Annotated in this window: 19 protein-coding genes; 11 read left to right on the plus strand and 8 right to left on the minus strand. The window is 69.0% G+C overall.

The window, feature by feature from the left end; all coding sequences use genetic code 11:
* The first annotated feature begins 3 nt into the window (after nt 1–3).
* Nucleotides 4–2994: a bifunctional [glutamine synthetase] adenylyltransferase/[glutamine synthetase]-adenylyl-L-tyrosine phosphorylase gene (locus VC184_RS05980; RefSeq protein WP_323987534.1), complete on the plus strand. Its 2991-nt coding sequence runs from the start codon at nt 4–6 to the stop codon at nt 2992–2994.
* A gap of 8 nt (nt 2995–3002) precedes the next feature.
* The gene (locus VC184_RS05985; RefSeq protein WP_323987535.1) at nt 3003–3905 is read left to right on the plus strand and encodes a DUF808 domain-containing protein; all 903 of its coding nucleotides are present in this window, start codon (nt 3003–3005) and stop codon (nt 3903–3905) included.
* Between the two features lie 3 nt (nt 3906–3908).
* Here the strand turns inward: VC184_RS05985 and VC184_RS05990 are convergent, their stop codons facing one another.
* A complete protein-coding gene (locus VC184_RS05990; protein ID WP_269266545.1) occupies nt 3909–4061 on the minus strand; it encodes a hypothetical protein in 153 nt (50 codons plus the stop codon).
* A gap of 98 nt (nt 4062–4159) precedes the next feature.
* Here VC184_RS05990 and VC184_RS05995 point away from each other — a divergent pair, with 98 nt between their 5' ends.
* Together VC184_RS05995 and VC184_RS06000 are read left to right on the plus strand one after the other, a co-directional pair.
* On the plus strand, nt 4160–4957 hold the full coding sequence (locus tag VC184_RS05995) for an alpha/beta fold hydrolase (RefSeq protein ID WP_323987723.1): 798 nt from the start codon (nt 4160–4162) through the stop codon (nt 4955–4957).
* Nucleotides 4954–5625: an esterase/lipase family protein gene (locus VC184_RS06000; RefSeq protein ID WP_407667131.1), complete on the plus strand. Its 672-nt coding sequence runs from the start codon at nt 4954–4956 to the stop codon at nt 5623–5625. The genes VC184_RS05995 and VC184_RS06000 overlap by 4 nt, the downstream gene beginning before the upstream one ends.
* A 6-nt stretch (nt 5626–5631) precedes the next feature.
* On the opposite strand, the gene arr is transcribed toward VC184_RS06000, so the two are convergent.
* Nucleotides 5632–6039, minus strand: coding sequence for an NAD(+)--rifampin ADP-ribosyltransferase (gene arr, locus VC184_RS06005; protein WP_323987536.1), 408 nt, complete (start codon nt 6037–6039; stop codon nt 5632–5634).
* 106 nt (nt 6040–6145) lie between these two features.
* A complete protein-coding gene (gene glnA, locus VC184_RS06010) occupies nt 6146–7570 on the minus strand; it encodes a type I glutamate--ammonia ligase (protein ID WP_023951345.1) in 1425 nt (474 codons plus the stop codon).
* A 134-nt stretch (nt 7571–7704) separates the two neighbouring features.
* On the opposite strand from glnA, the gene VC184_RS06015 reads away from it, so the two are divergent.
* Entirely contained in the window at nt 7705–8139 is a 435-nt protein-coding gene (locus VC184_RS06015) for an RDD family protein (protein ID WP_240309658.1), read from the plus strand.
* 27 nt (nt 8140–8166) lie between these two features.
* On the opposite strand, the gene VC184_RS06020 is transcribed toward VC184_RS06015, so the two are convergent.
* Nucleotides 8167–8877: a DUF4191 domain-containing protein gene (locus VC184_RS06020; protein WP_112614144.1), complete on the minus strand. Its 711-nt coding sequence runs from the start codon at nt 8875–8877 to the stop codon at nt 8167–8169.
* Between the two features lie 120 nt (nt 8878–8997).
* Here VC184_RS06020 and VC184_RS06025 point away from each other — a divergent pair, with 120 nt between their 5' ends.
* Nucleotides 8998–10356, plus strand: a complete 1359-nt coding sequence (locus tag VC184_RS06025; RefSeq protein ID WP_323987537.1) for a hypothetical protein — start codon at nt 8998–9000, stop codon at nt 10354–10356.
* Between the two features lie 17 nt (nt 10357–10373).
* Here VC184_RS06025 and sucB read toward each other — a convergent pair whose 3' ends face one another.
* The 3 genes from sucB to VC184_RS06040 form a co-directional block, all read right to left on the minus strand.
* The gene (sucB, locus tag VC184_RS06030) at nt 10374–12119 is read right to left on the minus strand and encodes a 2-oxoglutarate dehydrogenase, E2 component, dihydrolipoamide succinyltransferase (RefSeq protein WP_323987538.1); all 1746 of its coding nucleotides are present in this window, start codon (nt 12117–12119) and stop codon (nt 10374–10376) included.
* 64 nt (nt 12120–12183) lie between these two features.
* Entirely contained in the window at nt 12184–13554 is a 1371-nt protein-coding gene (gene lpdA, locus VC184_RS06035; RefSeq protein WP_282502411.1) for a dihydrolipoyl dehydrogenase, read from the minus strand.
* Nucleotides 13551–15017, minus strand: coding sequence for a leucyl aminopeptidase (locus tag VC184_RS06040; RefSeq protein ID WP_282502412.1), 1467 nt, complete (start codon nt 15015–15017; stop codon nt 13551–13553). The genes lpdA and VC184_RS06040 overlap by 4 nt, the downstream gene beginning before the upstream one ends.
* 92 nt (nt 15018–15109) lie before the next feature.
* On the opposite strand from VC184_RS06040, the gene VC184_RS06045 reads away from it, so the two are divergent.
* The 5 genes from VC184_RS06045 (at nt 15110) to VC184_RS06065 (ending at nt 20366) form a co-directional block, all read left to right on the plus strand.
* Nucleotides 15110–16036: a proteasome assembly chaperone family protein gene (locus VC184_RS06045; protein ID WP_112614154.1), complete on the plus strand. Its 927-nt coding sequence runs from the start codon at nt 15110–15112 to the stop codon at nt 16034–16036.
* 229 nt (nt 16037–16265) lie between these two features.
* On the plus strand, nt 16266–17588 hold the full coding sequence (locus VC184_RS06050) for an RNA polymerase sigma factor (RefSeq protein ID WP_112614156.1): 1323 nt from the start codon (nt 16266–16268) through the stop codon (nt 17586–17588).
* Complete coding sequence (locus tag VC184_RS06055) at nt 17585–18283, plus strand: coenzyme F420-0:L-glutamate ligase (protein ID WP_323987539.1); 699 nt, start codon at nt 17585–17587, stop codon at nt 18281–18283. The genes VC184_RS06050 and VC184_RS06055 overlap by 4 nt, the downstream gene beginning before the upstream one ends.
* 10 nt (nt 18284–18293) lie before the next feature.
* Nucleotides 18294–19307 (plus strand): sugar-transfer associated ATP-grasp domain-containing protein, encoded by a 1014-nt coding sequence (locus VC184_RS06060; protein ID WP_323987540.1) that lies wholly within the window; start codon nt 18294–18296, stop codon nt 19305–19307.
* Between the two features lie 51 nt (nt 19308–19358).
* Nucleotides 19359–20366 (plus strand): sugar-transfer associated ATP-grasp domain-containing protein, encoded by a 1008-nt coding sequence (locus tag VC184_RS06065; RefSeq protein ID WP_323987541.1) that lies wholly within the window; start codon nt 19359–19361, stop codon nt 20364–20366.
* Nucleotides 20367–20460: 94 nt separating this feature from the next.
* Here the strand turns inward: VC184_RS06065 and VC184_RS06070 are convergent, their stop codons facing one another.
* Nucleotides 20461–20679, minus strand: a complete 219-nt coding sequence (locus VC184_RS06070; protein WP_112614164.1) for a DUF7455 domain-containing protein — start codon at nt 20677–20679, stop codon at nt 20461–20463.
* Nucleotides 20680–20818: the final 139 nt, after the last annotated feature.

The following is a 20818-nucleotide window of genomic DNA, read 5'->3' on the forward strand; positions in this document are numbered from 1 at the left end:
GCCATGACCCGGTCACCTCGTTCGACCGGGCTGACGGGGCTGGCCCGGGCGGGCTTCGATGACCTCGCGCGCGCGGATGCCGACCTCGCCGAGCTCGCCGAGCTGACCGGCATCGAGCGCGAGGAGCTCGTCGGATCGGCGGAGCTGGCGGCGGACCCCGACGGAGCGGTGGCGGCGCTGCTGCGCATCGCCCGCCGGGCTGCCGAGATCGTCACCGACACGCTGCGACGGCGGCCTGCGGCGGTGTGGTCGGTGCTCGGCGCGTCGCTCGGGCTGGCCGACTTCTACCTGCGGCATCCCGAGGAGCTCGCCGATCTCGCCTCCGACGGCGACGGACTTCCCACACGCGACGAGCTGAGCGCGCAGATGCTGGATGCCGTCGGCGCCGAGGACGGCTTCGCGGCCTCCTGGGGTGACGAGGCCTGGGTCGCGCTGCGGGTGCGATACCGCCGGATGCTGGCGCGCATCGCACGGTTCGACCTCGCGGCATCCGACCCGACGATCATCCTGCACGCGGTCGCTGCGGCCCTCGCCGACGCTGCCGGTGCCGCCCTCGAGGCGTCTCTCGCCGTCGCGCGCAGCAGGCTCGTCGCCGGCGTCCCCGGCGCGGCGCGTTCCGAGCGCGACGCCGTCGCCGCGACTCGCCTCGCGATCATCGGGATGGGCAAGTCCGGGGCGCGTGAGCTGAACTACGTCAGCGACGTCGACGTCATCTTCGTCGGCGGATCAGCCGACGAAGCCGTCGTCTCGGAGTCGCAGGCCGTCGAGATCGCGACGAGACTCGCGATCCAGACGATGCGGGGCATCTCGGAGGTGGAGGTCGAGCCGCCCCTGTGGGAGGTCGACCCGAACCTGCGGCCCGAGGGGAAGCAGGGGGCACTCGTGCGCACCCTCGAGTCGCACGTCGCCTACTACGACCGCTGGGCGAAGAGCTGGGAGTTCCAGGCTCTGCTCAAGGCGCGGCCGCTCGCCGGCGACCCGGAGCTGGGGGAGCAGTACGTCGACGCTGTCCAGCCGATGGTGTGGGCGAGCGCGGCTCGCGAGAACTTCGTCGAGAGCGTGCAGAAGATGCGCGAGCGGGTGACCGACCACATCCCACCGGGCGAGGTCGCGCGGCAGCTCAAGCTCGGACCGGGCGGCATCCGCGATGTCGAGTTCACCGTCCAGCTGCTGCAACTCGTGCACGGCGCCTCCGATGACCGCATCCGGGAACGGTCGACTCTGGACGCCCTCGACGCGCTCGTGTCGGAGGGGTACATCGGACGCGAGGACGCGTCACGCTTCGCATTCGACTACCGGCGTCTGCGTGTCATGGAGCACAGGCTGCAGCTGCGCGAGCTGCGCCGGACCCATCTCATGCCCGAGGACGGGGCGGCGCTGCGAACGCTCGCGCGCTCGTCGCGCATCGGCGACGGCGGCGACCGGGTCGTCGCGGTGTGGGAGGAGATCAAGCGCGAGGTGCGTGAGATCCACGTGCGGCTGTTCTACCGGCCGCTCCTCTCGGCCGTCGCGGCGCTGCCCGCCGATGAGCACACGCTCTCGCCCGACGCGGCGAAGGCCCGTCTCGCCGCGATCGGGTTCCGTGATCCCGCGGGCGCGCTGCGGCACATCGGCGCCCTGACGAGCGGCCTCAGCCGCAAGGCCGTCATCCAGCGACACCTCATGCCGGTCATGATCCGCTGGTTCGCCGATGGCGTCGATCCGGACTACGGACTGCTCGCGTTCCGCCGCGTCAGCGAACGGCTGGGGAACACGCCGTGGTTCCTTCGGATGCTGCGCGACTCGGCGGGCGCCGCCGAGCGTCTCACCCGCCTGCTCTCGGGCTCGCGCTACGTGGGCGAACTGATGGAGTGGATCCCCGAGTCGATCGCCTGGCTCGACTCGCCTGATCAGCTCCGGCCGCGACCCGGATTCGTGCTGCAGGAGGAGGCGCGCGCGATCCAGACCCGACACGCCTCGATCGATGACGCGATGTCGGCGGTTCGCGCCCTCCGGAGGCGTGAGCTGCTGCGCCTGGCGATGGCGGCCGTCGTCGGCGAGCTGTCGATCGAAGAGCTTGCCGAAGGCCTGACCACCATTACGGAGGTCACCATTCAGGCGACACTGCGCGCCGTGCGGCGCGAGGTGGTGCCGCCAGAGGACGACCGCCTCGACTTCTCGGTCATCGCGATGGGGCGTTTCGGCGGTGCCGAGCTCGGGTTCGGATCGGACGCCGACATCATCTACGTCTTCGACGCGAATGGGGTGCCGGCGCAGCGGGCTCAGGAGCTCGCCCTCCAGCTCGTTCACGGCGTGCGCCGATACTCCGAGGATCACCGTCTGCCGCTCGAGCTCGACGCGGGCCTGCGCCCCGAGGGTCGCAACGGTCCACTCGTGCGCTCGCTGGAGTCGTACGCGGAGTACTACCGGCGCTGGTCGCTGTCGTGGGAGGCGCAGGCGCTTCTGCGCGCTCGGGGCGTGGCGGGCAGTGTGACGCTCATCGATCGCTTCCTCGCCCTCGCCGACGACCTGCGTTATCCGGTGGCCCCCGACCCTCAGGGCCTCCGCGAGATCCGGCGTATCAAGGCGCGCGTCGAGAGCGAGCGACTGCCCCAGGGGCAGGACCGCTCCCGGCACCTCAAGCTCGGTCCGGGGGGCCTGAGCGATGTCGAATGGCTCGTGCAGCTCATCCAGCTCGAGCACGCTCACCGCGTAGCGGGCCTGCGCACGACCTCGACGATCGCCGCACTCGGGGCGGCAGTAGAGGCCGACCTCATCCCGCGGGATGCCGCGGAGAAGCTCGCTGCGGCATGGCGGCTGGCCAGTCGGCTGCGCTCGGCGAACACCCTGCTGTCGGGACAGACGAGCGACGTCCTGCCGACCGATCGTGGCCGCCTGGACGGAATCGGTCGTTTGCTGGAGTATCCGGCGCGATCGGCGACCATCGTGGAGGAGGATTGGATGCGCGCTGCGCGTCAAGCCCGCCGCGTGTTCGAGAAGCTCTTCTACGGCTAAGGGGAAACATGTCGGTTGGTCTGCTGGCTGTCGTCGACGACATCCTGAGCGCGGCGCTGCGCGCCTCCGCGAAGTCGGCGGGTGTCGTGATCGACGATGCCGCGGTGACGCCCCAGTACGTGCAGGGGATCACGCCCGCTCGGGAACTGCCGGTCGTGGGGAAGATCGCGCTCGGCTCGATCGCGAACAAGTTCCTCATCATCATTCCGGTCGCGCTGCTGCTGACCGCGTTCGCGCCGGCTGTGCTGCCCTTCCTTCTCATCCTCGGTGGAATGTTCCTCTGCTACGAGGGAGCCGAGAAGGTGCTGGAGTGGTTCGGGGTGCACCACGGGGCGGAGGACGACGGCCCGCGCGACGAGAAGAAGCTCGTGCTCGGCGCTGTCCGCACCGACCTCATCCTCTCAGCCGAGATCATGCTCATCTCGCTCTCGAACCTCGACGAGGGGATGGGCATCTGGCAGACCCTCGCTGTCCTGGCCGTGATCGCCCTGCTCATGACGGGAATCGTCTACGGAGCGGTCGCGCTCCTGGTGAAGATCGACGACATCGGCCTGCGGATGGCGAAGAACGCGTCATCTCGCGTCCGGCACACCGGCATGCGGATCGTCCGGTCGATGCCCGCTGTGTTCCGCGTGATCAGCGTCGTGGGCACCGTCGCGATGCTGTGGGTGGGCGGTCACCTCGTGCTCGCGAACCTCGGCGAGGTTGGGGTGACCTTCACCCTCGACCTGCTGCACGGGGTGGAGCACCTGCTCGAAGCCGCGGGCGGTGTGGTCGTCTGGATCGGCGAGACGGCCGTGTCGGCGATCGCCGGGCTGCTCGCCGGGCTCGTGATCGTCGGTGTGCTCACGGTGATCCGGCGCCTCCGGCACAGCGAACCGCAGCATGCCGGAGGCGCCGGCACGCATTGAGCGTCAGCGCTCGCCGCGCTCGGCGTTCGGAATCCGGTTCTGCTCCGCCTCGACGGGGTCGGTGTCGAGATCGGGCACGATCGAGGTGTCGTCGCGATCGGTGTCCTGCGCGGCGGGGTCGGCGATGGGCTGCTGGTCACGGGATGCATCGGTCATGACAGCAGTCCACCGCGGCGTCGGCATCCGGTCACGGTGGTTGACACGAAGTCAAGTCGCCTGCACTCGGTTCACGGCTCTCATAGCCTGACGAGGTGATGACGACCTCGACGCTGCCTCGCCCGGAGCGTGTCGGATGGTCGCCCCGGCGGATCTCCGTCGACGGGCTCGCGTTCCGCGTCTGGAGCTCCGCCACTGAAGCGTCGCCTCCGAACATCGTGCTTCTCCACGGGGTGGGGATGTCGCACCGCTCGTTCCTCCGGCTGCACCCGCTGCTCGCGCGGAGCGCATCGGTGCACAGCGTTGATCTGCCCGGCTTCGCGGGCCTCCCGGCGCCGCGTCGGAATGTGCCGGTCGCCGCAATGTCGGATGCGCTGGCGGAGGTGCTGGGCCGCGTGCTCGCGGGACCCGCTGTGCTCGTCGGGCACTCGATGGGGGTGCAGTGGGCGGTGGAGACGGCGTCGCGGCATCCGGATCTGGTGAGTGGGCTCGCCCTGATCGGCCCGGTCGTCGATGATCACCACCGCACGCTCGGCGCGCAGGCCCTGGCACTGTCCCGCGATGGACTGCTCGAGCCGCCCCGGGTGAACGCCCGCGTCACGCTCGACTACTTCCGCACCGGCCCCCGCTGGTTCTTCGCGCAGGTCCGGCACATGCTCGCCTATCCCATCGAGGAGCGCGTGGCGCAGCTGAATGTGCCGACGCTTCTCGTACGCGGCGGCCGCGACCCGATCGCGGGGGACGCGTGGGTCGAGCGCCTCGCCGCCCGAACGGCACGGGGCAGCGTCCTCGTCGTACCGGGTAAGGGCCACCACGTCGAGCGCACGGCGGCGGAACCTGTCGCCCGCGGCATCCTCGCGATGACCGCGTCGAGGGACCCGGGAGAGGGCCCGTGATCTTCCGCCCCCTGAGGAATGCCGCGTGGTGGATCGCGGACTACGCCTACGCCGTCGTCTGGCAGGCTCGCGCCTTCTTCTCGCGGACGGATCCCGGTGACTTCGGGTCGGGGGAGGGCACGCCCATCGTGGTGCTGCCCGGCGTCTACGAGACGTGGCGCTTCCTGCAGCCCCTGATCACCGAGCTGCACGACCGCGGGCATCCGGTTCATGTGATCGCCGCGTTGGGGCGGAACCGCTGGCCGGTGCCGCGTGCCGCGCGCTACGTCGCGGAGTACCTGCAGCAGCACGATGTCGACGACGTCGTGATCGTCGCGCACAGCAAGGGCGGCCTCGTCGGCAAGCAGGTCATGGCGGATGCCGCCGTCGGCGGTCGGGTCCGGGGGATGGTCGCCGTCGCGAGTCCGTTCGCCGGATCGGTCTACGGCCGGCTCATGCTCGTGCCGACGCTGCGTGCGTTCTCGCCGACTGCGCCTGGGATTCTGGCGCTGGCGCGCGAAGTCGCACCCAACCCGCACATCGTGTCGGTCTACGGCGAATTCGACCCTCACATTCCGGGTGGAAGCGAGCTCGACGGCGCCCGCAACGTCCGGCTGGAGACTGGAGGACATTTCCGCATCCTCGCGCACCCGCGGGTCATCGCCGAGGTCGTGCGGCTGGCCGAGTGACGCTCGTCAGTTGATGATCTCGGCGTGTTCCGCCGCCATCCGATCGATGCGTTCCCGCCACGTCTGCAGCGCCTCGGCCGAAAGCCGCGTCCAATCGGTGACTTCGGCGACGACGCGCAGGGGAGCTGCAGAGCGGTACGACCGCGTGGGGTTGCCGGGGAACTTCTTGTCGGTGACGTTCGGGTCGTCCTCGAACTCGCCGGTGGGCTCGACGACGTAGACATGCGGCTCACCCGGGACTGGGGCGATCTCGGCCGCGAGACCGGCGCCGTCCTTCAGCGCTGTGAAGTACACGTGGTTCATCGTGATCTCCGGGCGGTAGTTCGATGGGAAGCCCGGGGTGAGCAGGTCGCCGACGCGCAGCGACGCCTTCGTACCGTGGAAGAACGGTCCGGGGATGTCGGTGAGATTCACCCGATCAGGATCGCTTCGCTGTCGCCGCTGTGCAAGCTCCAGAAAATGACGGCGCCCCGCCGCCCGGCTCGGAGAGCGGGCGACGGGGCTCGTCACGGCTGGTGCGTCAGACGCCGAAGTACAGCTCGTACTCGTAGGGGTGAGGACGCGCGTTGATCGGCTGGATCTCGTTCTCGATCTTGTACTCGATCCAGGTCTCGATCAGCTCGGGCGTGAAGACGCCGCCGGCCAGCAGGAACTCGTGGTCGTTGCGCAGCGCCTCGAGGGAGTCGAGCAGCGAGTTCGGAACCTGCGGGATGTTCTTGGCCTCCTCGGGCGGCAGCTCGTAGAGGTCCTTGTCGACCGGCTCGTGCGGCTCGATGCGGTTCTTGATGCCGTCGAGGCCGGCCATCATCTGAGCGGCGAAGGCGAGGTACGGGTTGCCCGAGGCGTCCGGGGCGCGGAACTCGATGCGCTTGGCCTTGGGGTTGGTGCCCGTGATCGGGATGCGGACGGCCGCCGAACGGTTGCCGGCCGAGTAGACCAGGTTGACCGGAGCCTCGTAGCCCTTGACGAGACGCTTGTACGAGTTGAGCGTCGGGTTGGTGAACGCCAGGACCGCGGGAGCGTGCTTGAGCAAGCCGCCGATGTACCAGCGCGCGATGTCGGAGAGCCCGCCGTAGCCCTTCTCGTCGTAGAAGAGGGGCTCGCCGTTCAGCCACAGCGACTGGTGGGTGTGCATGCCCGAGCCGTTGTCGCCGAAGAGGGGCTTGGGCATGAAGGTCGCGACCTTGCCCCACATCTCGGCGGTGTTCTTGACGATGTACTTGAACTTCAGGATGTCGTCCGCCGAGTGCACCATGGTGTCGAAGCGGTAGTTGATCTCCTGCTGTCCACCGGTGCCGACCTCGTGGTGGGCGCGCTCGAGCACGAGGCCCGACTCGATGAGCTTGAGCGAGATGTCGTCGCGCAGGTCGGCGGTCTTGTCGACCGGCGAGACGGGGAAGTAGCCGCCCTTGTACGCGGTCTTGTTGGCGAGGTTGCCGCCCTCTTCGACGCGGCCGGTGTTCCAGGCGCCCTCTTCGGAGTCGACGGAGTAGAAGCTCGAGTTCTGCTTCACTTCGTAGCGGACGTCGTCGAAGATGTAGAACTCCGCCTCGGGGGCGAAGAACGCGGTGTCGGCGATACCGGTCGAAGCGAGGTACTTCTCGGCCTTCTTCGCGACCTGGCGCGGGTCCTTCGCGTAGATCTCGCCGTTGCGCGGGTTGTAGATGTCGAAGATCATGATCAGCGTCTTCGCCTCGCGGAACGGGTCGACGTAGGCCGTCGAGACGTCCGGGATCAGCTGCATGTCCGACTCGTGGATGTTCGCGAAGCCGCGAATGGACGAGCCGTCGAACAGCTGACCGACCGTGAAGAACTCCTCGTCGACGGTCGAGGCCGGGATGTTGAAGTGCTGCTGCACGCCAGGGAGGTCCGTGAAACGGATGTCGAGGAACTTGACGTCCTCGTCCTGGATGAACTTGAGCACCTCGGAAGAATCTTTGAACATGGAGTCTCCAAGATCGGGTGAGGAACAGCCTGGAGTCATCCAGACCTCTTCGAACCTATCGGCATCCAGTTGCCCGGCAGTATCTCGGATGTTTCCGGGATGTTACGCGGCCGGCCCCCGTTTAGGCTGGGGGAGTGCCCGAACCCCTGCGCGAGAACACCTATCCCGGCGAGCGGTTGGGGCGTCCCGAGTACGGCCCCGGCAGCGTCGGCCGCCTGGGACGGCGGCTCGCGGCGCTGGTGATCGACTACGCCGCGGCCACGCTGCTCGCGACCGCGTTCCTCGGTTTCAACCAGTTCGCTCTTCCGGGCGAGGCGGGAGTGACGCAGTTCGCGCCGATCACCGTCTTCGCCGCGCTCCAGGTCATCTTCATCCCGCTCATCGGGGGCAGCCCGGGTCACCGCATCGTGGGCCTGCGCCTCGAGCTCCTGCACGGCGGCTGGACGGGCCTCTGGCGTCCGATCATCCGGACGCTGCTCCTCGTCCTCGTCATCCCCGCCGTCGTGTTCGATCCCGACCAGCGGGGCCTCCACGACAAGGCGGCCGGCACGATCCTCGTCCGGGCCTGATCCCACCAGCCTCGGGTCGGGTGGAGCTCAGCGGGGTCGCTGGGCGCGGGCCTTCATCGGGTCGACGCCCTTCGGGATCGGCAGCGAGGTGACCGACTGCGAGACGGACTCGATGCGCTTGATGACGGCCGCCATCGTCGTACGGTCGATCGCCTTCGGCAGCGCCTTGATGGTGGGGGCGAGCTTGGCGATGGGGACCTCGTCCTCGCCGTGGCCGACGTACAGCACGTGGATCGGCACACCCGAGGCCACGCGCTTGACCTTGCTGCGCTCGTCGTTGATCAGTCGCGTCAGACGTCCGCGGGCACCCTCGCCGATGATGACGACACCGCCACGGCCGACGGCCCGGTAGACCGCTTCCTGAGTCTTCGGGTTCACGCCGACGGGCATCTCCGAAGCCTGCCACTTTCGGCCGAGGTTGGTCGAGATGATGTGCCCCGTCGCTCCCGGCATCCCGTCGATGCGCTTGTACATCGCCCGGGTCGCCAGTCGCGTCATGGTGATCATGGCGCCGAGGATGCCGAAGAGCAGACCCGTGACGCCCCACAGGATGATGCTCCAGATCGCTCCCGGCGGGATGAGGAAGCCCACGAGGACGCCGAGACCGATGCCGACGACCACGATGCCGATGAGCAGCCACGGCAGCCAGCTGTAGTACTCCTTCGTGAAGGTGAAGAGGGAGCGGAGCTGGGAGAAGAATCCGGGGCGCTTCTCGGGTGCGGTGCTGCGGGACGACATGCTCACAGCCTACCTTTTCGGCCGCCCCGTTCCGCCTGCACAGGCACCGTCGCGCGATCACTGTGCACATCGGCACCGGAAGGTCGCAGGCGCGCCGGGCGCCATCGCGAGACTGGGGCCATGATCCGAACGGGCAATCTCGACGTCACCACTCCGTTACGCCGCGTCGCGCCTCCGGAGGTGCCTTTCGCCGGGGAGATCCTGGCGACGTCCGACGGCGCGGTGTACCGAGTCTCTGCGGCGGACGTGCCGCGTCCGGTGTGGGCGGCGCGGCCGGACGGTCACCTGCTCGCCGTCGAGGACGTGGACCGGATCGCGGGGACGACCGTGGCGATTCTGCCGTTGCTCGACACACGCCTGTGCGGTGGTGAGCAGCCGTTCGACCTCACGCCCGGCCAGGCGGTGACACTTGCGGTCAGCGTCCTCCGAGGGGCGGCCGAAGCGGCGGAATCGGACTGCCACGAGGGGGAGTGGTGGTCGACGACCCAGGGACGACCTGTGCTCGTGCCGAGCGGAGACCGCGCATGGGAACTCTCGTCGCGGCTGGTGCTCGACCGGATCGCGGACGCCGTGCTGCCCCGGCGGATCCGTGACCGACTCGACGAGGCGCTGAGCGACCGGGTCACGCTGCCTTTCACGGTGCCCGGCCTCGAGGACGACCTCTTCGCGGTGGCGACCCCGGAGCCGTTCGCGGTGTCGGTGTCGGCGTCATCTCCGTCCGCGCGCAACGTTCGCGAGCACGACACCGCTGGCCATCTCGGCGCCCGGCCGGGCCCGGCTCCGCTGGCACGGGATGCTGCCGCCGGGCTCGTCGACGGCGAGGTCGTCGAGCGCCTGACCGATGTTCTCAGCTCGGTGCGCGCCGCAGTCCGACGCGTGTCCGACCGGCTCCCGGCCCGGCGGCGAGGCCATGGCGCCGAGGCCGACGACAAAAGCGGGGGAACCGCGACCGGGCGGCGACGCGTCCCGATGGTCGCGCTCGCTGCGGTCGCCACGACGCTCGTGGTGGGTCTGCTGTGGCCGGAGGGTGGCGAGAGCGACAACGGATCCGCCTCGGCCCGAGACGTGCCCGAAGACTCGATCATGCGCCCGACGCCGAGGCATGACGCAGCACAGGAGACGTCGGCCGCGCCGGTCCCCGCCGCGGAGGAGGTTTCTGCGCCGGTCTCCGACGCGCCCGAAGACGACGAGGAGGCCGACCCGGTCGGGAGCGCCATCGACGAACTCGCGCGATGCTGGCGGGAGGAGGATGAGCAATGCCGTGCGGCGATCCTGGAGCGTCCGGATGCGGCGCTCCCGGAAGGCGTCGCGACGTCCGCCGGCCCCCGAGAGGCGAACCTCCTGGATGATCTGGGCGGGGTCGAGGTGGTTCGCGTCGACGACCCATCCGGGACGCTGCCTGCGCAAGTCGTCGTGCTGGTTCGGCGTGACGACAAACGGCTGGTCCGCGACGTGTATGACGTCGCGGACCAGCCGTGAGGTGGGTGCTCAGCTGATCAGTAGCCGAGGTTCCCCTCGAACTGGGCGCCCTCGAGGCGTGCCTTCATCGCGCTCAGGAATCGAGCTGCGTCGGCGCCGTCGATGGTGCGGTGGTCGTACGAGAGCGCGAGGTACACGTACGAGCGCACCGAGATCGCGTCCTTGCCGTCCACAGTCACGACGCCGGGGCGCTTGTAGACGATGCCGGTGCCAAGGATCGCCGACTGCGGCAGGAACACCACCGGGGTGTCGAAGAGCGCGCCGCGCGATCCGGTGTTAGTGATGGTGAACGTTCCGCCTGCGAGCTCATCGGGCTTCAGCTTGTTGTCACGCGTGCGTGCGGCGAGGTCTGCGATGTCCTGAGCGATCTGGGCCAGGTTCTTCGAGCCTGCGTCGCGCAGCACGGGCGTGAGCAGCCCGCGCTCGGTGTCGACCGCGATCGAGATGTTCTCGGTGGCGGGGTAGACGATCTCTTCGCCGTCGACCGTCGAGTTGACGATCGGGAAGGTCTGCAGCGCCTCGGCTGCAGCGAGGGCGAAGAAAGGCAGGAACGACAGCTTGGCGCCGGTCTTCTCGTTGAAGTCGACCTTCACCTTGTCGCGGAACGCCGACAACTTGGTGACGTCCACCTCGACGACGGTCGTCAGCTGAGCGGTCTGCTGCATCGACTCGACGGCGCGCTTGGCGAGCACCTTGCGCAAGCGCGACATCGGCGCGCGCGTTCCGCGCAGCTCCGAGACCTCGACCTGCGCGGGGGCGGCGGGAGCCTCCGCGGATGCGGCGGCGGGCTGGGCCGATGCTGCTTCCGCGGCCTTGAGGACGTCTTCCTTGCGGATGCGACCGCCGACGCCGCTGCCCTTGATCGACGACAGATCGACGCCCTGCTGCTGGGCGAGGCGACGCACGAGCGGCGTGACGTAGGTGACGCCGTCGTTGTCGGAGGCGGACGCTGCTTCAGCGGCCGGAGCCGCCGGAGCCGCGGGAGCGGCCTGCGGAGCGGGAGCGGCCTGCTGAGCGGGAGCGGCCTGCTGAGCCGGAGCGGGCGCCGATTCCTGCGCGGGGGCCTCGGCCGGCGCGGCGGGCTTCTCAGCTGCGGGCTCGGGCGCTGCGGCGGGCTCGGGGGCGGCGGGCGCTTCCGCGGCCGGGGCGGGAGCACCCGAGCCGATGCGCGCGAGTGCCGCGCCGACCTCGACGGTCTCGTCCTCCTGGACGAGGATCTCGACGAGCGTGCCGGCGAAAGGCGCGGGGATCTCGGTGTCGACCTTGTCGGTGGAGATCTCGAGAAGCGGCTCGTCGACCGCGACGTCGTCGCCGATCTGCTTGAGCCAACGGGTGACGGTGCCCTCGGTCACGCTCTCGCCGAGCTCGGGGAGCACGACATCCTTCGCGTCGCCGGAAGCTGCCGGAGCGGGAGCGGCCTGCTGGGGTGCGGCGGGTGCTTCGGCGGCAGGAGCCTCCTCCGCGGGAGCGGGAGCCTCCTCAGCCGGAGCCTGCTCGGACGGTGCGTCGCTTGCGGGCGCGCCCGAACCGTCACCGATCTTCGCCAGAACGGCGCCGACCTCGACGGTCTCGTCCTCCTGCACGAGGATCTCTTCGATGACGCCGCTCACGGGCGACGGAATCTCGGTGTCCACCTTGTCGGTGGAGATCTCGAGAAGACCCTCGTCTTCCTGGATGGTGTCACCGACCTTCTTGAGCCAGCGGGTCACCGTTCCCTCGGTGACGCTCTCTCCGAGCGCGGGGAGGACCACGGAAGTGCTCATGAATCTGTCTCCTTCAAGAAATGCCGATGTCCTTCTAGCTTACTGATCTGCATCGGTCGACCGGTCAGAGCGCGTGCAGCGGTTTGCCCGCCAGCGCCAGGAATGCTTCTCCGAGAGCTTCGCTCTGCGTCGGATGGGCGTGGATGAAAGGTGCGATGTCCTCGGGATGGGCTTCCCAGCCCACCGCGAGCTGGCCCTCGGTGATGAGCTCCCCGACGCGATCGCCGGCGAGGTGCACCCCGACGACGGGGCCATCGAGTCGTCGAACGACCTTAACCAGGCCCGCCGTCCCGAGGATCTCGCTCTTGCCGTTTCCGGCGAGGTTGTACTCGCGCACCACGATCGCGTCACCGTGCTCGGCACGGGCCTGCTCCTCCGTCAGCCCGACGGATGCGACCTCCGGGCTGCTGTAAGTGACGCGCGGCACGAGGCTGTCGGGGACGACGGTCGGGCGCAGGCCCGCGATCTCCTCGGCCACGAAGATGCCCTGCTGGAAGCTGCGGTGAGCGAGCTGCAGGCCCGGGACGATGTCGCCGACGGCCCACACCCGGTCGCGCGTCGTGCGCAGCCGCTCGTCGACGCGGACGAAGCCGCGATCGAGCTCGACTCCGGCCTCTTCGAGACCGAGACCGGCCGTCGCGGGGCCGCGGCCGACGGCGACCAGCAGGACGTCGGCCTCGAGCTCGGTGCCGTCTTCGAGCGACACCCGGACGCCGTCCGCTCGGCTCTCGGCGCCGGCGAAGCGCACTCCGGTGCGAGCGCTGATCCCGCGCTTGCGGAACGCGCGCTCGATGGCCTTGCTCATGGCGGCATCCTCAGCGGGCAGCAGCCGGTCGAGAGCCTCGATGATCGTCACCTCGGCGCCGAAGGATCGCCAGATGCTGGCGAACTCGACTCCGATGACGCCGCCGCCGAGGATGATGGCATGCCGCGGCACCGTGCCGAGTGCCAGGGCGCCCTCGCTCGTGATGATCCGATCGTCGAGCTCGAGTCCGGGCAGCGATCGGCTGTACGAGCCGGTGGCCAGCACGACATCCGTGCCGCGGTAACGGTCGTCGCCGACGGTCACGCCGCCGTCCGCCTCGAGTCTGCCCTCGCCGTGCACGACGGTGATCTTCCGTGCCGCGATCAGGCCCTCGAGGCCTTTGTGCTTCTTGGCCACGATGCCCTCGCGATATGCGTGGACACCAGCGATGTCGATTCCCTCGAGCGTGGCGCGCACGCCGACGTGCTCCGAGCCGCGGATGCTGTCGGCGACCTCTGCGGAGTGCAGGAGCGCCTTGGTGGGGATGCAGCCGCGGTGCAGGCACGTTCCGCCGAGCTTGTCCTTCTCGATGAGCATGACTGATGAGCCGAGTTCCGCGGCGCGCAGCGCGGTCGCGTAACCGCCGCTGCCACCGCCGAGGATCACGAGATCGACGCTGTGATCGGTCATCGCTGCGAACCCCGGAGGTACTCGACGAGCGAGCGGACGGTCGCCGCGGTCGGGCCCTTGTCGGTGCCGCCGAAGGCGGCCTTCGTCGTACCCGACCCGGCGATGTCGAGGTGGATCCAGGGGATCCGAGGAGCGTCGTCATCGTCACCCGTACGCCCGACGAAGCGCTGGAGGAAGAGGCCCGCGAAGAGGGAGCCGCCCGAGGGGTCGCCGATCTTCGCGTTCTGCATGTCGGCGATCGGCGAGTCGAGCTCGTCCTCCATGTGAGCGGGGAGCGGCAGGTGCCATGCGTCCTCGCCCGCCCGCTCGGCCGCCGCCAGATAGTCGGCGACGGCGGCCTCGTCTCCCATGACACCGGTGTGCCGGTTGCCGAGGGCGACGATGATCGCCCCGGTCAGAGTCGCGACGTCGACGATCGCGTCCGGCCGCGTTCGGCTGGCAGCGACGATGCCGTCGGCGAGGACGAGGCGCCCCTCGGCGTCGGTGTTCAGAACCTCGACGGTCGTGCCGTCGAGCATGCGGAGCACGTCGCCCGGGCGCGTCGCGCGCCCCGAGGGCATGTTGTCGGCGACGCAGAGCCATGCCGAGACGCGCACCGGAAGGGCGAGCGCCGCGGCCGCCTGGACGACCGCCAGCACCGTCGCGGCACCGGCCATGTCGTACTTCATGCCGACCATGCTCGCCGGGGGCTTGAGCGAGAGGCCTCCCGTGTCGAAGGTGATGCCCTTGCCCACCAGTGCCACGTGACGTGCGGCGTCCGCGGGGGAGTAGTCGATGCGAACGACGCGGGGCGGGCGGTCGGAGCCCTGCCCGACGCCGAGCACCCCACCGAAGCCCTGACGTTCGAGCTCGCTCTCGTCGAGGACTTCGACCTCGACGGGGAGCCCCGCGACGGCCTCGATCGCGCGCTCCGCGAGGTCTGCGGGCGACAGCCACTCGGCGGGCGTGCTGACCAGGTCCTTCACCAGCGCGAGCGCCCGACCCAGAGCGTTGACGGCCGCGACGTCCTCGGCGGACGGCTCAGCCGACGAGTGGATCGTGACCCGTTCCGCGCGCGATTTCGGCGTGCCGCCCTTGTACCCGGCGAAGCGGTACCCGCCGATGGCGGCACCCTCCGCGAGAGCGCCCCACGCATCCGCCGCCGCGAGCGGCGCGGCCACGGCGAGCGAGGCGAAACCTGTCGTGACGCGAACTGCCGTGCCGACGGCGTCGCGCAGCGCGGCGGCGTCGGGATCGGTTCCCGATCCGACGACGACCACGGGGGTCGACGACACGGCCGGCAGGAAGACGCGATGGACCGATCCTCGCGCGCCGGTGAACCCGACGGCGGTCAGCATCTCGGTGATGCCCGGCCAGTCGGCGACGTCGGCCTGCTCATCGAGCGGTGGCAGAACGAGGACGAGAGCGTCGGCGTCGGATTCGGTGACGGGCGCGCTGCTGTGCGCGATCTCGGGGAACGGCATCCTCCCATCCTAGGTTCGCGCGCCGCGGGCGTTCGCTGACAGCGAGGGGGTGAGCCGCCTCGGGGGTGTGATGGGCCTCGTAGAGTTGAACCATGCCGCTGTCCGGACCGCTCTACGCACGTGCCGCCGGGTCTCCGCCCGTCCCCGCGGGGCTGCCGCTCGTCATCGCGCTGACCGGGTTCACGGATGCCGGCGGTGCGGTCTCGCGCATCGTCGAGTACTTCCGTGGCGAGCTCGACCCCACGACGGTCGTCGCGTTCGACAACGACGTCCTGTTCGACTACCGCGCACGACGGCCGATCGTCACCTTCGACGAGGATCACCTCACCGACTACCGCGCGCCGCGGTTGGAGCTCTCTCTCGCGCACGACTCGCTCGGCCAGCCGTTCGTGCTGCTCGCCGGCTACGAGCCCGACTTCGCGTGGGAGGCGTTCGCCGAAACCGTCGTGGGTCTGGCCGAGGGGATGCAGGTCGCCTCGATCACGTGGGTGCACGCGATTCCCATGCCCGTGCCGCACACGCGACCCATCGGTGCGACGGTCAGCGGTACCCGCTCCGAACTCACGGCGGCCCACTCCGTCTGGCAGCCCCGAACGCAGATCCCCGCCACGGCGGGCCATCTGCTCGAGCTCCGTCTCGCCGAGGCCGACGCGCGCGTCGCGGGCTTCGCCCTGCTCGTGCCCCATTACCTCGGTGAGACCGAGTACCCGGCTGCGGCCATCGCCGGCCTCGACAGCCTGAGCGTCGCGACCGGGCTCGTCTTCGACAGCGACACGTTGCGCAACGAGAACCGCGACTACCTCGAGAAGGTCGCTGATCAGGTTTCCGGCAGCGAAGAGCTGACGACCATGCTGCACACGCTCGAGGAACGCTACGACTCGTACATGGCGGGGTCGGCGCTCGGACAGCCCATCATCCATACGGGTGATCTTCCGAGTGCGGATGAGCTCGCTGCCGAGCTCGAACGATTCCTCGCTTCGCGCCCGCCAGGGGACGACGACAAGCGCGGTCGCTCCTGAGCTTGCCCCTCCGGCCCTGGTCATCTCCGATGGTGGGAATGCCCGGTAGGCCGTCGGCGTTCTCATAGGAATGAATGCTTGCGCAGGAACAGCGCACGAGATATGAGACAATGAAGGACCTGACCCGTTGTCGATCCTGTGCTCCTCGTCGTTCGAGTGGCGGGGGACTTGACAAGGGTCTTACTAGTGTCCGAGAACCCGGTGCGTTCGCACCGGTGAGAGGCTAACCGTGACGTCAGGCACGAAGACCACCCGCACCCGCGCGAGCGAGGACACCGAACTCGTCGAGGACGCGCCCGCTACCGCAGCGAAGGCTGCGCCCAAGAGCGCCGCGAAGAAGGCGCCTGCGAAGAAGACCGCCGCGAAGAAGGCCGCCCCCGCGAAGGCTTCCAAGGCGAAGGCCAAGGCCGACGACGAAGAGATGGACGACGAGGACGTCGAGGACGACGTCGAGGTCGACACCGACGACGTGACCGACGACGCCGCCCCCGCGGGCGATGCGGCCAAGGCCGACGACGACGAGGACGACGACGAGTCGAAGAAGCCCGTCGTCACCGAGGCGCTGCCGACCGGCGCCATCGTCATCTCGTCGAGCGACGAGGAGGACGTCCCCGTCTACTCGACGCAGATCACCGGCGCGACGGCGGACCCGGTCAAGGACTACCTCAAGCAGATCGGCAAGGTCCCGCTGCTGAACGCGGCCGAAGAGGTCGAGCTCGCGATGCGCATCGAAGCCGGACTCTTCGCCGAAGAGAAGCTCTCCCACATGTCGGCGGCCGAGAAGTCGAACCAGCTCGGTCTCGACCTGCAGTGGGTCGCACGTGACGGTCAGCGCGCCAAGAGCCACCTTCTGGGCGCTAACCTGCGTCTGGTCGTCTCGCTCGCCAAGCGCTACACCGGCCGCGGGATGCAGTTCCTCGACCTCATCCAGGAGGGCAACCTCGGTCTCATCCGTGCCGTCGAGAAGTTCGACTACACGAAGGGCTTCAAGTTCTCGACCTATGCGACATGGTGGATCCGTCAGGCGATCACGCGCGCCATGGCAGACCAGGCCCGTACGATCCGCATCCCGGTGCACATGGTCGAGGTCATCAACAAGCTCGCCCGCGTGCAGCGTCAGATGCTGCAGGACCTCGGACGCGAGCCCACGCCCGAAGAGCTGAGCCGTGAACTCGACATGACCCCCGAGAAGGTCATCGAGGTGCAGAAGTACGGTCGTGAGCCGATCTCGCTGCACACACCCCTCGGTGAAGACGGCGACAGCGAGTTCGGTGACCTCATCGAGGACACCGAGGCGGTCGTCCCGGCCGACGCGGTCGGCTTCACCATGCTGCAGCGTCAGCTCGAGTCGCTCCTCGACTCGCTCAGCGAGCGCGAGGCCGGCGTCATCCGCATGCGCTTCGGCCTCGGCGACGGCCAGCCGAAGACGCTCGACCAGATCGGCGACACGTTCGGTGTGACTCGCGAGCGCATCCGTCAGATCGAGTCGAAGACGATGGCGAAGCTGCGCCACCCGTCGCGTTCGCAGTCGCTCCGGGACTACCTCGAGTGACCGGCGCCGCCAACGAGGGCAAGGCTCTCGAGGTCGTCGTCGACGGCACGTCCTACGCGCGGATCCCGATCCGCACCCGTGTGGTGATGCCGGGCGACGATCTCGAGGCCGTCATCTCGGAGTACGCCGCGTCCACCGTCCAGCCGGGAGACCTGCTCTTCGTCACCGAGAAGATCGTGGCGATCACGCAGGGTCGTTCCTACACGCTCGACGAGATCGAGGTGCGCCCGCTCGCCCGATTCCTGTCGAAGTACGTCACGCGCACCCCGTACGGCATCGGCCTCGGCATGCCCGAGACGATGGAGATGGCACTCCGCGAGTGCGGCACGCCGCGCATCCTCTTCGCCGCCGCCGTCAGCGCCGTCACGAAGGTCTTCGGCCGCCGGGGCGACTTCTACCGCGTGGCCGGAGACAAGGCGCGCGCCATCGACGGGCCCACGTCCGGAACCATCCCGCCCTACAACAAGGCGGTCGTCCTCGGGCCTACCGACCCGAAGGGTGTCGCCGCGCGGATCAAGTCGCAGCTGGGCGGCGTCGCCGAGGTCGCGGTGGTCGACATCAACGACATCGGCGGCAACATCCTCGGCTCGACGCTCGATAAGGCCGGAGAGCAGCGGCTCGTGCGGATCCTCCGCGACAACCCGCTCGGTCAGGGCCACGAGTCGACGCCGCTCGGCGTCATCCGCGAGGTCTGACGTGGGAGCGGTGAACCGACTCTACCGGCGTGCGCGTTTCTTCGTCCGTCGCGTCTCATCGTTCGACCGCGAGCGGGTGCTCCAGTTCGCCCGCCAGTCCGCTGCGCTCTCGAAGGCGCCGGTGTGGTGGGTCGCCGCCGACATGGCGTGGTGCGCCGTTCGCTACGAGACGACCTTCGAGAACTATTCGGAGTGGGATTTCCGGATCCTGAAGGCGCGTGAGCGCCGGACGTACATGACCGACCCGAAGTCGTTCCACCTGTCGCGGCGTCTCAACGACAACTCGGTGCGCGGCGTCTTCGACGACAAGCTCCAGTTCGCCCAGCGGTTCGGTGACGAGCTCGGACGGGCGTGGCTCGATGTCACCACCTCCGACGCGGCGGCCCTCGCCGCTTTCCTCGACGGTCGCGACCGCGTCATCACCAAGAACCCCGGGGGAGTCGGCGGCAACGGCATCACGATGCGCGAGGTCGCCTCGATCGATGACGTCGCCGCGCTTCGCGAGGAGCTTCTGGCGTCGGGTGAGACGCTCGTCGAAGAGGTCCTGGTGCAGCATCCGGAGATGGCGCGGCTCTATCCCGGCAGCGTCAACTCGCTCCGCGTGGTGACCTATCGAGACCCCGACGATGTGGTTCACGTCCTCGCCTCGGTGCTGAAGGTGGGCAATGGGGGAGTGATCGACAACTTCTCCAACGGTGGCATGTACACGATGCTCGACGACGAGGGCCGCGCCCTCCACGCCGCGAGCGATGAAGAAGGCCGCCCGTTCGAGACGCACCCGATCACCGGAGTCCCGATCACGGGCTATCAGGTTCCGCTCTTCCCGCAGGTGCTCGAGCTCGTCGATCGGCTCGCCCGACGGGTTCCCGAGATGCCGTACATCGGCTGGGACATCGCGATCACGCCCGAGCGGCCCGTCGTCATCGAGGGCAATCACAACACGGGTGTGTTCCAGTCGAAGCCGTCGGTGTCGGGCATCCGGCGCGGGCTGCTGCCGCGCTACCGCGCCGCCATGCGCTTCTGAGGTCCGCTGGATCCGCCACCGGAACACCGAGAAACACGGAGAGAACGAGCAATGGGTCGATCACGCGTACGGCTGGGCTACCTCCTCGACCGTGCCCGCAACGTCCGGGTCGGCAACCTCGTCGAGTTCGGGCGCCAGGTGCAGAAGGTGTCGAAGGCACCGCTGCCGCTGATCATCGCCGACATGCTCTGGTGCTCGGTCAAGTACGACATGGGATTCCGCGATTACGCGGTCTGGGACATCCGTCTGCTGAACGCGCGCGAGCGCGCCACCTGGATGACGCACCCGAAGTCGTTCCGGATCACCCGCATGCACAACACGCCCGAGGGGCGCGCGAAGCTGGAGGACAAGCGCCGGTTCGCTCGCGAGTACGCCGACCTGCTCGGCCGCGAGACGCTCGACCTGCGCGATGTCGACGACGCGGAACTCGGTGCGTTCCTCGGCCGCCACCCGAAGGTTCTGGCGAAGCCGCTCGACGGACACGGCGGCGGCGGGATCACCCTGCACGAGAACGTGACGGATGCTGCGGCCTTCCGCGCCGAGGCCACCGCCGCCGGGCAGTCGATCGTCGACGAGTTCATCGTGCAGCATCCCGAGATGGCCTCGCTCTACCCCGACAGCGTCAACACGGTACGGATGATCACGTTCCTCGCCCCGGAGGGCGACGTGCGCCTCCTCGCCGGTGTGCTGCGGATCGGCAACGGCGACGTCATCGACAACTTCGCCTCGGGCGGGATGTTCACGATGCTCGACGAGCACGGCGTCGCGCTCTACCCGGGCGTGGACAAGAACTCGAACGTCTACCGCGAGCACCCCGTGACCGGCACCCCGATCGTCGGCTTCACCGTTCCGTTGTTCGACCAGGTGCTCGCGCTGACCGAACAGCTGGCTCGCCGGACGCCGGAGGCGCCTTATGTCGGGTGGGACCTGGCGATCACGCCGAACGGTCCGGTCGTCATCGAGGGCAATCACAACTCGAGCGTGTTCCAGCCCAAGCCGTCGGCCTCGGGCGTGCGCACCGGCCTGCTTCCCGTGTACCAGGCGGCCGTCGGGTTCTGACCTGACGACCGGAACTGGGCCGCGGTTCCCGGTAGGTTCCCGGTACGCGAAAGCCCCGAGCGCGATGCTCGGGGCTTTCGTCGTGAGGCCGTCCTCAGCCGGCTGCGACGAGGCGCGAGGTCTCGTCGTGCCAGCTGGTGGCGACGGCGCGGAGCTTCTCTTCGTACTTGCGGCCGTGGTGCGCGCAGAAGAGGAGCTCGCTGCCGTTCACCTCGGCGGCGATGTAAGCCTGTGCGCCGCACGAGTCACAGCGATCTGCCGCAGTCAGGCGGTGTTCGAGGACGGCGGTGCTCTCGGAAGTGTTCGTGGTCATGATGGGTGCCTCCTCGGTCGATCGGGTCGTGCAACTGAGTGCCTTCGATACAACCACGACCAGCCGGGGGTATGCCCCATTTGACGTGCATTTCGCTCTGCGCGTACGCTCACCGCGCACAGACCGGACCGGGACCGCC

Origin of the sequence: Microbacterium plantarum, assembly GCF_035231185.1 — a bacterium.
In the GTDB taxonomy this organism is placed as follows: domain Bacteria; phylum Actinomycetota; class Actinomycetes; order Actinomycetales; family Microbacteriaceae; genus Microbacterium; species Microbacterium plantarum.